The 14,280-nt window shown below is 53.5% G+C and carries 7 protein-coding genes; 4 read left to right on the plus strand and 3 right to left on the minus strand.

All coding sequences use genetic code 11. The features are described from left to right. Positions 1 to 470 precede the first annotated feature (470 nt). From IE089_RS05050 to IE089_RS05065, 4 genes are all read left to right on the plus strand, one after another. Positions 471 to 1,058 (plus strand): TnsA endonuclease N-terminal domain-containing protein, encoded by a 588-nt coding sequence (locus IE089_RS05050; RefSeq protein ID WP_189475727.1) that lies wholly within the window; start codon positions 471 to 473, stop codon positions 1,056 to 1,058. Further along, positions 1,036 to 2,904: a hypothetical protein gene (locus tag IE089_RS05055; RefSeq protein ID WP_189475729.1), complete on the plus strand. Its 1,869-nt coding sequence runs from the start codon at positions 1,036 to 1,038 to the stop codon at positions 2,902 to 2,904. Before IE089_RS05050 ends, IE089_RS05055 begins: the two co-directional genes overlap by 23 nt. Positions 2,905 to 2,945: 41 nt before the next feature. After that, the gene (locus IE089_RS05060) at positions 2,946 to 3,839 is read left to right on the plus strand and encodes an ATP-binding protein (RefSeq protein WP_229802682.1); all 894 of its coding nucleotides are present in this window, start codon (positions 2,946 to 2,948) and stop codon (positions 3,837 to 3,839) included. Between the two features lie 352 nt (positions 3,840 to 4,191). Further along, positions 4,192 to 5,241: a hypothetical protein gene (locus IE089_RS05065; protein WP_189475733.1), complete on the plus strand. Its 1,050-nt coding sequence runs from the start codon at positions 4,192 to 4,194 to the stop codon at positions 5,239 to 5,241. Between the two features lie 1,277 nt (positions 5,242 to 6,518). On the opposite strand, the gene IE089_RS05070 is transcribed toward IE089_RS05065, so the two are convergent. The 3 genes from IE089_RS05070 to IE089_RS05080 all read right to left on the minus strand — a co-directional run bounded on the left by IE089_RS05070 (position 6,519) and on the right by IE089_RS05080 (position 13,727). Beyond that, positions 6,519 to 6,947: a hypothetical protein gene (locus IE089_RS05070; RefSeq protein ID WP_189475735.1), complete on the minus strand. Its 429-nt coding sequence runs from the start codon at positions 6,945 to 6,947 to the stop codon at positions 6,519 to 6,521. After that, complete coding sequence (locus tag IE089_RS05075; RefSeq protein WP_189475737.1) at positions 6,944 to 13,120, minus strand: RHS repeat-associated core domain-containing protein; 6,177 nt, start codon at positions 13,118 to 13,120, stop codon at positions 6,944 to 6,946. Before IE089_RS05075 ends, IE089_RS05070 begins: the two co-directional genes overlap by 4 nt. Before the next feature lie 64 nt (positions 13,121 to 13,184). Next, entirely contained in the window at positions 13,185 to 13,727 is a 543-nt protein-coding gene (locus IE089_RS05080; RefSeq protein WP_189475739.1) for a hypothetical protein, read from the minus strand. Between the last annotated feature and the right edge of the window lie 553 nt (positions 13,728 to 14,280).

Genomic DNA, 14,280 nt, shown 5'->3' on the forward strand with positions numbered 1-14,280 from the left:
CCAAAATATAGAAAAATGGAAAGATTCGCGCACAATTAGGAAGTCATGAACTTCCTCCCCGAAAAACGAACTGCGATAAAAAGCCACCCGCTCATTCCAAAATAGTCTTAAAAACTCGGGCAGCTTTGGTCACGTATTGCCCTCTGAAACCATCACCTCATGCCCGCTGTTAGATTCTATTGGCTTTTCGGGGGTTGCCGCTGGTATCAAATAAAATCCATTAACACTTTCCTCAAGTGCCGACTGTAGGCTGACGATATAGACACCCGTTTGAGTTGAAATGTGCCTAAGTCCGACTGGAAAAGGGCCGATCCGTTGTCTATCTGATGAGGTCTATCGAATCACGCGGGGGGCCAAAGGTGTCTCAAAGAAAGCGAACGCCATTGGTGCGCTGGGAAGGTTCTGAGGCTAAGCACCCCATACAACACACCGCGACTGCCGGATTTAGGAAGGCCTGTGATCTGCGAATCATGCGCACGATCAAACATGCCGCCTTGTCCGAATTTCATTCCGCCGCTGAATACCTGCAAGCTGGCTTGTCTGAGGGTGATCTCAACATTACGGCTTACGTCCCTCAGCCGTATCGGCTAAGAGTGGGTAATCGTCTCTATACCCCCGACCTCTATGTGTTGTACCGCGATCACCGGAGCGCGGTGATAGAGATCAAGCCTGAGGCGCACCGTGAGGCGGTGCCGATCGAAGCACTGCAGCAATTTTTCCGTCAGTACGGTATGGCCTTTGAAGTTTGGACTAACGAGGCGATCTTCTCACGCGCCGCTGAGGCCAGAAATTGGCTGCATATCGTTGGGCTATTGAACGCCGCTAGGTGGCTGGATGTCGATGCAGAGCGAAGACAATTGGCTGAAAGCACACAATGCATGGATGAGTCGGGCATTCCACTGCACGCGCTGGTCGAGGTATCGCGGGATGAAAAGCAATGGCGAATGCTAATTGCCCTCCTGAGAGCGTTGCATGACGGCCACCTCTGCGCTGACCTTAAAGTGCAGCCGATGGACTGGAATACGAGGATTTTTCATGGCCCCTATCACGTGGCGTGAGCGCTTGAATCGCGAGCCTCGGTGGCAGTCCATGGCCAACTGGCCTTGGATTGATCCTAAAACCCTGGAAAAGGCAAAACGTAAGACGTATCACAAGCGGCGCGAGATGATCGCGCGTGTCCTTGAAGGCGAGCCAATAGGACAGGTTGCTCAAATGCATGACATGAGTATCAGCACATTGACCCGCTTGCTGTCTCGGGCACTCGGCGGTCAGCCAGATGAGCGCCCCCTGCTCACTGCGGCTTGTATTCCCTACATCCACGCTGGCGCGTATCAGCGAACGAAGTCGCTACCGACACTAACAGCGCAGGCCGGCGGGGCCGGCGCGTTCGATCGGCTACTTCGCACGGCTACTGGTCTGAAGGCAACGTTGGATGACGCCATTGAAGACGATCTCAAGCAAACCCAACACGCACAGCGGCTATCACCACAAAACTTGCACAAACTGTTCATTCATACGCTGCGAAAACAGCAGTGGCCTGAGGATGCCTATCCTTTCTGCCATGAATCGCTGGCACGTGAATCCTGCCGCCAATACCTGCATAAGAAGCGTGCGGAGCTGCGTGAGCTAAAAATGGTGTCAGGTATCAAACAGCGTTCATCTGAGACACGGGAGCCCGAGCGAGTACTGGGAGAGATTCAAATCGATGAGCAGCTCCTGGATGTCCGTCTTTCTTTAGAACTGTTGGTTGAAGGTCAACAACAGCGTGCAGCATTGACGCGGGTATCACTGATACTGGCCGTCGATAGAGCCACGCGCTGTGTGCTCGGGTTCAAGGTTGTATATACGAAAAGTGTCAGCGCACACGAATTCCTCGGCTTACTTGATACAGTGTTCGCTCCTCTAAGAGCGCCTGAAGCGCTGTCGGACGGTCTGACGTTGCCTCCCGAGCCTTGGTTTCCGAATCAGCTTGGCTTGGAATGGATGCCGCCCATAGGCGCATTCAGCCTTGATAACGCGATGGCGCACCACGCAGGCGTGGTACAAGACGCAATATGTGATGAGCTATCGGCAACATTGCACCTAGGGAGGCCTGCGTCACCGCTAAGGCGTCATCTGGTCGAACGGCTGTTTCATGTCATCAATGGCCAAGCAACGCACCGATTCCCATCGACCACTGGGTCTCACAGTCGCGACCCCAAACGAGAGCCTGACCGCCACAAGAAGAAATTACCGGTGCTGACGCTTGAACAGCTGGAGCATACATTGCTCGTCGTCCTGGCAGAGTACAACACGCAGCCTAAACAAGAGCTCGATCTGCGCACACCCATCGACTACTACGCGGAGCTCGCAGCACAGCAATCCGTCTTTCAGATGCCAGCGAGCGTTATTGATACCGAGCAATTCTTCCGCGCGCAAGAAACTTGCCGCGTACACCGGTCCAGAACGGAAACGCGACCGCCGTGGGTCAATGTTCTCGGTATGAGATACACCTTGTGCTCTGTTGAGCCGGATGTGGAGCTGCCAAAGCAGGTTACGATTCGGTATGACTCAAGGGACGTTCGTTATGTTCAGGCCGAGAACCATCGTGGTGTGTTGTGCGGTCAGTTCTGCCTACCAAAAAGCTACCGGCGCAGGCCCCTGAGCCTGACCTCGCTGAGGTGGCTAACTAAGGGTGGCAGAGATGCGAGGAAGAACAAAAGAGACGGAGTGACGGCCCTGCTAGAAAACATTGAACGTGGTAAAGCAACACCCCGCGATACTACGCAGCTACTTCGTCTACTTTCCGATGTGTCAAACCCTGGTGAAGGGAACGTCGACAACGTAAGCCAGCCAGATTCTGGGGCGACACGTCCTTGGACGCGCACTAATGCCTTCAGGTTGCAGGGGAGAAAGCCGGGTTGAGTCACTCAATCGATCATCCAATATTCAATCCGCGAACGCTGATGTTCCATACACCACCTTTAAAACGTTTGGAGCAACGTCTGTATCAGCGTCTTTGGAATGGGTCCACAGGCATATTTGTGGTCGGCAATGCTCGCAGCGGTAAAACTACAGCATTAAAGAAAATACTGCGTGACCTGGTTGATCGTAGCGAGAGGCCTATTCCTAGCCTGCACTTCACCACGGCTAGACGCGACACTCCGACGGTCCGGTCACTTCAAACAGCCTTATGCGAACAGTTTGATGTCCAAATTCGAGCGCGTGATACCCCTGCACAGATGGCCAAGCGCATGGCTAGCCACCTACGCGAGTACGCGTTCAAAGCTGGTACGCAGCGTGTTGTGCTCTGCATCGACGATGCGCACAAGCTTCGTATCGAGCAGTGGGATGTTTTCTCAGAAATAGCCACGTATCTGGAGTACCGGCCTTCTATTCAACTATCCGTCATCAGTGTGCTAGATGCGCACTACGCACAGCCGCTGCTGAACGCATTTAGGAGTCCCAAGTACAGCTATCTCAGAGGGCGTTACATGAATCAAACGATCGACTTTTACGGTATTCAGTCGCAGAGAGAGCTCCGTAGCGTCTTGAGTGCCTACGATACATTGCAATACCCAGCTGACAGCGGAATCAGCTACACCCAAATGATACTGCCTGAAGATTTCACCGCCGGTTGGCGGCTTGCCGATCAGTCAGATCTCCTCTGGAGCGTCTTCAGGTGTCGACGGCTTGAGGGTGAGCCCCTAGCCTGGGGCATGCAATCCGTCATCGATACCGTGCAGTTCCTTCTGCTCGACTATTTGGCCATTGATGGCTTGAAAACACTTAACGAGAGTTTAGTCGCGCATTGCTTGGCAGAGGCCAGTCCCGAATACGGCGGCACTCGGCGTCGTTAAGATGGCTAAGCTTGTTACAGGCCTTGCGTATGGCAGTCGCTATGAGAGTGAGTATTCATGTGTGCGACGCTTTTACTCAGCAAATGCTGGCATAGCCGCTCAGGCGCTCAATGGCGAGCTGCGCAAGCTCACACCAAAGTTACCTCCCGGTTCGCGGATCTCGGCCCGCATACGCCTTTTGGAGGGAAAAGAGAACTTATCGATGGTCTCTGCATGGCCCTCCCCCGTAAGTATGTGCACTGAGTGTCAAGCGTCGGGCTTCCATTCTGCTTTGTTCGACTTGCCTTGGGTAACACGTTGTCCAATCCACGGGCTTCGGTTGCGCGATGTGTGCCCGAGCTGCGGCGAACACATGCCGTCACTATCGGAACTTGCAACGCGTCGGTGTTTTACTTGCGGCTGGGGCGCGTATTACTCGCCCTCGAATGACAATAGCTGGGGCGACGGCTTCGACCTCTTGCACCGCTTTGTTAGCGAGCTCAGCAACGATTGGCAGTTTCTGTCAGCCGCTTCTCAGGACACACAATGGCAGCCTTGTTCAATCATTGATCCGCGCTATCCCACGTTCAAAGCTGTGGAACTCTCATTCAACGACCCGAACTTCTTCCAACGGTGGGGCATTCAAAAGCAACCCACCAAGCGCCAAACTTGGCCATTGATTAAGCTCGAAAACGGCAGACCTAGATTGCCGCTAAAGCGACTACCGAGCTGGAGAACACACACGCGGCATAAAGTTCTCAATCAGTTTTTGGCGGTGGCGAGACGGTTCTGCGCAAAAAACTATGCACTGCACCGAGAGCATTTCCGAAGAATCAACGTTATGGGCGCGTGTGCCCCCCCAACATGCTTTCTCAGTCTTGCTGTTTTCTTATGGCTCGATCTGGCACTTTCGGCAGAGAGAGACTACTTCGATCAGGCAGACTTGCGTAGCTATCACCTTTTCAACTGGTTGAGATTGTCTGTACCGATAGACACAAGCATCAAAACCTACTTTATACAAAATGAGTCATGTTGGCTGGTATCAGAGGAGTTTCAGCAGTGGGCCTTTCACAGAGACTTGATAGCCGCGTTTAACGTGGCCATGGGAGCAGCAATCGCGCTCAGCAAGTATTTTCATCAATCCTGCCCAAATACAGTCAGAGCGACCGACGATCTGAGGGCCGACATCTTGTCATTGCGCCCGCCGTACGATGCAGCGCATGTATTCAGGAAACAGGATGTGTTACGTACGGTCGTCACTGGAGACACTGAACTAGACGAGTCTCTCGTCAATCATCTTGCTAGAGTGAGCGAGCCCTGTAGCAGCACGGACCAGTTTTTCGAAGAGTTTTTCTTGCCGCTGACTGACATGGACTACACATCATACGAGTTTACTGAGCAGGAACTGCTTCGCCAAAGATAGCGTTTCACGGTGCCAGCGGAAGCAAAACTATTAGGCTTACTCCGCCGCTCAAGCAACTTCATTCAGCTCATGCGGGCTCTAGATCGCGCTAGCACGAGCACCCTCGCCGCCCGGGCTCAATTCTTCATGGCAGCTAAGACTTATGTTCGAATTCGATTCTGACCGGTAGATCAGTAATTGCGGGGTGCACATTCTGCTGCTCCAGTTCCGTGGGTTCATATAGTTCTTCTTCGGCGGATGCTGAGGCAACCGGTTACGGTCGACTTCCTTTTGGTCGAAGCACACTCTTTGTCAGCATTCAGGGGGACGTAACAGTTAGTAGATTTGATGTGCAGTTTTAGTTAGATCGTATACGCTGTAATGACCCAGCTAAAACTGCACACTCACGCCGCTAATTTGTACGTCTCCCGAGGTGTTTTCATACCCAGGACCTGGTGGGTATTGGCGCTGCGACTGATTGACCGGGATGTAGAATTGCCCTGACCACCTCTACCGAATAGCGTTGACCATCGGAGCGCTGGAACTCACACTCTTCTCCAAAAGGCCAGTCGGTGCGAGTCTAGAGGGAATGTTGGCTGCTCAAATACTATACACTTAGCGAACGTCGAACCAGGTCGATCGACTGCGCGTGCGCTTGAGTCGATTATGTTGGACGTGAACACTATTGTCGTTTTCTGCATAAGTGGCCATCGCAAGGCCGCAAGTATGTCCTAAGACGAAGGTGAGGCTAAGACGTGAGACAAGACCAGCAGCACCATCAAGAGAAATACACCTGCTGTTTACCAGAGCAGCGGGACAGTTAGTAGCTCCAACAAATGCTCAGGCCGTAATCGCGTCAAAACTAGTATAGATATTGTCCAGCACATCGACGAGCATTTGAGCCAACATAGACTGTAACTGTGATGCTGCTTCAGCCATGTATCACTTGCTTTCGAATACTTGCTTTTGCAGTTCTATGCACCCAATTGGTGTAGTCGTAATTCGCTTTGACAGACCATGACGCTGGTGTCAGTGCCTACAGAACCAGATCCAATATCTACCTGTATACCTTTTGTAACAACTACCTCAGCCATCAGCACGCACGCTAATGAACGCTCTGCCGAAACTACCTAAAAACTGACAACAAACTTACACAGTTCCAAGGTTCCCACTTCTATGCAAAAACTCGATGTGAATATTTATGGCCAGAACGATCGGTTGTTTTGTTCATACCGGGCGCCCTGAAGGGTTGGACCTAACTGCGTTCCCGTCCTTCCAATTCTCTCCAAATGGCTAGGCTAGAAGTAACCCTTTACAGAATCAATCGAGTAAACAACCGCTCTCGTAGATCCGGCTTCCCCGGAGCGGGAGCAGGATACCCTTACGCTAGCATCGTTCGATTTTGGTTGGAAATAGAACATCAACTCAGATCGTTCATTAGTTTCGACATAGTCGAACGAAATCCCCGCCACCTCCTCGCCATTTGTACCAATAATGAACACTTGTGCTCGAGCGGGAACACAATCCGCATCAATTATCTTTGGCCATCTAAAATGAACAAGCCATGTCGTTGGCGATTCACCTGCTATTTCCTGGCTGACATCAAATCCGAACTCTTTCACCTGCTCATGTGACATAGATACCTTTTTGGGTAGTGCATCTCCATAAGCGTGCTCAACTGTAATAAGCGAGGCGATAAAGCAAAGAACTAGACTGAGTGATTTCACCTGAGAATCCTGCTTGGTTTGGTTCCGTTCATACCCACATCCCTGCAATTTTTAGGCTCGCACACCCCAATTCTTACTCCTTGTGTTTTGCTGAAAACACCAAGGTAAAGCGAAACGTCATGCGCATTGACGAAGGCAGAGTCACCCCCCCTGGGATCATTTCCATAATTATATATCTTATTGGAGAACACTAGCGCTCCATCAATATGGGTATGATATCCAGCATGGTGCGGGTTTAGCTTTGCGGTTCCTGCCGTCCCAACCTTCGGCTTCGTGTACACCCAGCGATCTCGCCCATGTTGTTTGATACTTCCGGCAACCTCAAAGCCATAGTCCACCGACAACGGGGCCATTACAGTCAGAATCGCAATAGCTGCTTCGTCAGGCGATCCGTATGTACGACGTCCGCTTAGCTCTCCAGTGGCAAAAAGTTCGTTGACTCGCTTAACAAACAGGTTGTACGCCTCTTCCGAGCCGGGCACCACTGTCTCCTTGACGACCCCACTTCCATCCACACTGTCTCCTGACTCAGCGCTGGCCGCTGCCAAAAAATTCCCAAACTCTGCTTTGGCAAAGTTCCACTGCTGTGTGCGGCCTTTGATTCCGAGCCTCTCCCGTTTGCACTCAGCGTTGCTTCCACACCAACTCAACGCAGCATCTCGAAACAAACGATCTGGGCTTTTTTTCTTACTCCCAAACAGCACATCAGATATCCCCTGAATAAGGTAGCTGGCAGCCATACTGCAGACATATAAACAAGGCTCATATCCACTTGGGTCTGTGTACTTGAGCGGATTGTTATATACGTAAGTGTACCGGTTGTAATTCTGCCCATTCTCCAGCGCCTGCGTTACGGGGTCTGGGGATAGCATCCTTGCCAGGGTTGGGCTGTATACCCGCCCATTCATGTGGATGATGCCCACGTCATCCAGGTGCTCGTGGCCGGTGTAGCCGCGGATTTCATCTGTTGCGGGAGCCGCCGATGTCCAGTCAACGGCGCTGCGCCGTGCGCCCCAGGCATTGAAGCTGAACCGCTCAGTCACACCCGCCAGCTGGTCCGTGAGCGCCGTCACACTCCCCAGATGGTCGCGGTGGACGAAGTGGTTTGAGACGGTACCATTATCATCCTCTCGGATGGCCACAACCTTGCCGTTCGCTCGGATGTAGTGCCTAAAGTGATCCACACCCTGGCCAGCACTGTCAGTCGCTTCGAAGTTACTTCCCACATAGTGCGTTTCCACAGCGTTGCGGATTTTCTTGAAGCGCTTACGATCTGTGCCGTATGCGAACTGATAAGTCACGCCGCCTGAACTGATCTGGGTCGGCTTGTTGTAGCTCGACCACGTGATCATGGGAGACCCGTCCACCACATCCATGTTGCCATTGGCGTCATAACCAAAGGTGTGGATAGACGATCCCCCAGACAAGATCTGATTCACCGCATGTTTGGGATTCGCGGTATAGAGGTATGGGCTACCCACATCGCTGTTGGCGGTAATACTACCCATGGCGTCGAATCCGTAGGTCACTGCCGGATTTGCACCTACCTGCGCACTGGTCATGCGATCCAGGTTATCGAAGGTGAAGCTTTCGGTAATGCTCTGACGTACATCGCTGCGGCTGAGCATATTGCCCGCCCCGTCATAGGTGTACGTAAATTCCTGAACGCTGGTCGGTCCGATAAGACTGCTCTGAGATGCGATGCGGGAAGATTGCCCTGCGTAAGACTGGCTGACAGTGGAGCCATCACCCAACCATTCCGAGGTGACTCTACCGGCGGCATCGGTATCGAGAAGCTGATAGAAGACCGTGCCTCCACCCAGGGATTGCACCGCCTCAAGATGCCCAACAGGACTGTACTCGTACTCGACCACAAAACCACCGGGGTCAGCAACACTGGACGGGTAGAACTCCATCGCCACCCGGCCGAGGCTGTCGTAGGTGTACGCCGTTGCATAGGTGCTCGTGCCTATAGTGGTGTCAGTACCCGTGAGTCGCCCGTAGTTACCTGGCCCGTAATTGTAAGAGCGGCTAAACCCTGTCATGGACTCACTGGCGACCTTACCTAAGCCGAGATTGCCCCCGGTGGTGTCGTCATAGCTCCATACCGTTGTGCCCTCGGGCTCGGTCCGGCTTGTCATCCGGTTGAGCTGGTCATACTGATAGGTGATGCTCTGGGAGTTTGCGCTTAGCTTAGGCGACACCTCCGACAGCTTGTTGCCCAGTGCATCGTAGGTGTAAGTGTACAGGCCGTGGTCTGGGTCAGACTGGCTCAGAAGTCGGCCTAGCCGGTCATACACATACTGCACGCTGCTCGCTTGCGCCGTACCAACGGCGTTGTTCACCGTCACTCGATTGCCCACCGCGTCGTACGCGAAGGTCATGAGCGTGCCTGCCTTATCGGTGACTTGAATGATCTGTCCCAGGGCATTCACGGCGCGTACCTCTGAGCGGCTCACCGCATCAGTAGTTGTCACGGTAAATCCGTCGTAGCTGGTCGATACGGAGTTCACGGAGTCGGCTGCCGTGATTGCCGTTACGCGATTGAGTAGATCGAAGGTTTGCGTATTCCAGTGCACGGCACCACCGGCAAAGTACGGCTCTGAGGTGCGGTATGCCCGCCCTTTTGTATCGTACTCGGTGTCCGTATTGACGTAGTTGCCGTTGAAGGCTTGAGTTCGCTGACGCACTGTGCGGCCTAGCTGGTCAAAATACGTTCTCGTAGGTGCTTGGCCGGATGACAAACTTTCCACATAGGACGTGGCGTCGATGGGTCCACAGGTCGCCGCTGTGCAGGTGAACAAGACCGTCTGCGTGGTGGTGCCGTCTGGCCGGGTCTCCAGAATCTGCATGCCAAAGGAGTTGTAGCTCCAGGTGGTGGTTTGGCCGTTAACATCGGTCTCTGAGAGCTTGTTGCCAAATCGATCATCCCAGGTTTGGCTGGCCACGTGCCCCAGGGCATTCGTCACGGAAATCGGGAAGTGGTAATCGCTGTCGTAGGTTGTCGTCGTTGTTCGGCTCGCGATGCCGGGTCCGGAAACGGTTTCAGCGATGACGTTGCCCACCGCGTCGTAAGTCAACGTTCGCGTAGACTCGATGCCCACACCCGCCCCAGGTTCAATGGTTTCCGTGAGCAGGAATCCGGTGGCAGGGGCATACGTGTACGTCGTGAAGCGATCCTCACTCGGGTCGTTAATGCCATTGAGCCACGTTTTATTGCTTACGGAAGCCACTTCCCCCACGCGCCAATATGTCCAACTGGCGTCGATATTGAAGGTCGTCGTGCGCTCGGTTTCAACGTTGGTCCCGGTTTCGTGATCCTCCAGCAGCACGTTGGTCACACCGATATTGCCGTAGACATCCACCTGACTGTTGGTAGTCGTCTTGGTGCTCAACAAGCGGCCGTCGGAGAGTGCGTAGCCCTTTTCAACCCGGGTGTTGACGTACGGCAACTTGGTGTACGAATTCACCGTGTTCATCATTGAGTACGTGATGTCGGAGCTGCTCAGCAGTTGGTTGTCGCTCGCGCGTCGGGTCTCGATGCGTGTGGGTTGGCTTGTGTAGGGGAACGCCTGCGCGTATTCGGTGACGGTGTTGATACCAGTGGTTACATTCTTCGCGGTGATTTTGGCGAAGCCTTTGTCACCGCGGCCCTGCACGTTTCTAACCAGCCCTTCGTATTGGTAGTCAACTCTTGCCAGGCCACCAATGCCATTGGACTGGGTCATGCGAGAGACCACATAGGTGGTGTCTTGTATGTCGTAGTCCGGGAACGTCGCTGAGCTGCCTTTGGTGTAGACATTACTATCGGTCAGTGGCTTGTAGGTGAAAATCGTCCTTACCCCCCTGCCTTGGGTGATCTTCTTCAGCAGGCTGTAGGGATGGCCGTTCTGGATCAGCGTCTTTAGCGTGCCTGTTTCGCAGTAATGGTAGGTATCTGTCCTGAAATATATTGTAAACCACGGCTCCAGAGTAGGGACTAACTTGCATGCTGTATTAACAGCCAGCGTCAAATCCATGAGCCCATCGCCGTTGATATCCGCCCACTGATGGAAGCCACCCAGGTGCGTGCCTGAGTAGGAAAGATTGAGCGGGGAATACCCGTTACCCCACTCGTTCGCTGCAAAATTGAGTGCAAGCGAGGTTGTCAGGTTTGGCGTTATCGGGGGGTTAGGCACATACGTAGATTCAGTGGCATAAGAGACCTGCGCAATGCGGCCGGGCCCAGTCCGTTGATAGCCATCCGTGTAGGGATTGTCGTCAATATAGCTATTGGCAACGACACCGTTCGCGGCAACGTACCCGAATCGGTTGCCTCGGTTCAGTTCAACTCGGCAACACGTACCGTCTGAATGCGGAGCCTTCCGATCGATCAAGCCATCGGCGTTGTAGTCTTGCATTGATGCCACGCCGTAGATACCCGGCGGCTTGGTGTAGTCAACGGCTGTGCCGCTAAATGACGAACCCGTGTTCCTATACATGTATCGGTTATCAGTATGCAGGTCTACCAACCCGTCACCATTGAGATCGACGAGCTGGTAGTAGGTAGCCGGCGTATCGCCAATCCACTGACCCTGCCAGTAGAAACCTGCGCCATTTCCTTTATTCTTGTGAACGGTGACCTTGATTTGCTTTGGTCCTGGGGGGCACAAGCTAGACCAAGGACACGTGGGATTGGTGGCGTTGCTGTGGAAGAACTTCACAATATCGATGAGGCCATCCCCATTCATGTCTGCCAGTCGATACGCATCTGCTACGGCAAAGCTAAACGTGTCGTAGGGGGAGCCGCTGGTGAATCCGGAGCCCGTTGAGAGCGCAGCGTCAACGACGCCTGTGGTGGCTACAACTTTGACGATATCCGTTGTGCCATTGCCGTCGATATCCACCCAGTGGAAGTCTTTGGGGTGACCTCCGATGTGGGATGGCCAATCCTGTGTCGTGTAGCCTGTTGGCGTGCTCAACATGATCCGAAACGTCATGTTGGACGACGGGTAGTGTCCATGCGCATTGGGCATGGGGTGCACATAATCCGGCTTGCCGTCCCCGTTCATATCGTGCCAGCGGGGTACGTTGTAATCGAAGGGCGCTGTCGCCGCTGCTGAGGCGTACGTTGATGAGTTACCCACAAACGTAGGCACAGTCATCGAACCGGCCGTGAATGATGGCGTCCCGGTATGCTGCCACTCCATAGTGATAGGGTCTTGGCAGGAGCCGGTACCATCGCACCGCCGGACCCGGGTGATACGAGAGCGCTTAGCGACGCCCACCTCCTCATAGTCTAGGCGATACTTGCTGACAATCTGTCCATCCACCGATGACTCAATACGCGCCAATCTAAAAGTGTGCCGTTCGAGATACGTTCCACCCTCATACTGGGTGATGTTGTCAGCGCGGCTCTCGTAGACGAACTTGATTTCGGTATCGGTTGCGCCCCAACTAACACCGCCACTGACGCTAACCGCGGCATTGTAGGTAATGCGATCAATGTAATGTCGCCCGTGTGAGTTGACCTCAACATAATGTAGGTGATAGGCATTACCCGCGGCATCAGACACTTTGTTCAATGCCCATGTGCGCACATTCGAGGTGGTGCTGGCCTCCGCACGGGAATCCGCGGTGGCACCATATTCCATCACCAGGCCGTCTTTGGTCTTGACGGTAAAACTGAGCGGGCCATTAGCGAACCCATGCGACTGAACCGTTGATATCCCGTCGATCTCGGTGCGATAGTAAGAACCGTCTGCGCCGTTGTACCCTGAAACTGCAAACAGTCGGTGGCCATCCAGGCAGTAGCGATCCCACTGATCATATTTAATCGGTCTACTCAGGCCCTCATGAGCCAGCGTGCGGGGGCAGCGTGTGATCTTGGACAGACCGCTGATGAACCAACCGGCGCCGAGGAGACCGTTCTGCACATTGCTGTTGTATTTAATTGCCAGGTTCGGCGCGAGGCCTCGTCTGCCCGGTGGCGCCTCAATGGGGATACTGTACGCCGCGTTACCGGCCGCACTGACGACCGCCGCTCCATCCAGTGCGCCGAAGTATGCGGCGCCCTCGGCGGGCTCAGGGTTCACATTGGGGCTACTCAACGGAAGCGGTGTGGCCGCCGCCGCGTGACCGATTAGCCCCAGGAGAATGACTAAAAAAGGTACGGCTATGGACAAACGGCGCATGCGATAACTCCCTGTCGTGGCATGAATCTCAATCCCTAGAGTGTCTGTGGTCAGTGTTTGATGCTTAGTCGGTGTCAGTGCCTGTCGTATTGGGGTGCTTCACCGCAATCTCGTTGGCTTTGTGGAACACCAACCGTCGGTTGCTCTTCGTTAGCACCAGTTCATCGACGAGAAAGGCGCTATCAGTGGTATTCCATTCGGTGGCGGGCCAACCGTAAAGAACGGCGGGCACCCCCTTAGAAAAACGCTTTTTGTCCAGCCCTCGCTCTTCAAGCTTGGCTTTGAACTTTTTGCTCAACTGCAATGTCGCGATGAATTTGCGCTGCTTGTTGAGCTCAATGCCCTCAAAGCCCTCACCCACATCCGTAATGGAAAACGCCATCAGCGCATAGCCGTCATCAGGCGTGATGACCCGGTGAATCTTCACATAGAGCTCCAGCGGTGACTCCAGGTCATAGGCGGGGCCGTAGGTAAAGTTCTCAGTGATTGACGTGCTTTGGTGAAACTCCGCCACGTCGCGTGGGCTGATGACGGTAGGCTGGGCCAGCGCAGACAATGAACCCGTGACTATGGCTAGCAGAGAGAGAAAGTGTTTTAAATCAGGCATACCGGCGCTTCCTTGCAGTTGGCTGATTACCCGTGTCCTGCTGGGCAATGTCCTTTTGAGTTAAGCCCAGGTGTCTAGATTTCGTCAAGGTTTGCCTGAGAAAAAACTTGAGTTCATCGAAGAAGGGTCCCGACCTAGCCCGACCAAACGTGGAAGCAAAGCGATCCGGAGGGCTGATTATGTCTGATTGGTTTTAGATCAGCTCACGAGCGCCGCAACTGAATGTTTGTAACGAGAAGATAAATCGCAGCAATTATCAAAAGAGAATCAACGCCTTGTAAAGTCGCTTCGCAACACAACACCTACAGCCAGCCCTGGACAAATGCCATTTCAAATACATCACTCATTCTTCGCATGATTGTGAGCGTAGTGGACAGGCTTCAGCAGCGTTCTAGCCTTAAATCACTAGCCGCTGTTAGGCAGTCAACGTGAGAAGTACCGATGACAAAAGACGATCTACTCAAACCCAGACCTCAACTAACAAGAAAAGCCAGGCGATGGACGTAAGACCCTACGCTTAGCAAGCATCCGCATGGCACCGCCATCCGTGAAA

It is taken from the genome of Parahalioglobus pacificus (assembly GCF_014652275.1).
Lineage (GTDB): Bacteria > Pseudomonadota > Gammaproteobacteria > Pseudomonadales > Halieaceae > Parahalioglobus > Parahalioglobus pacificus.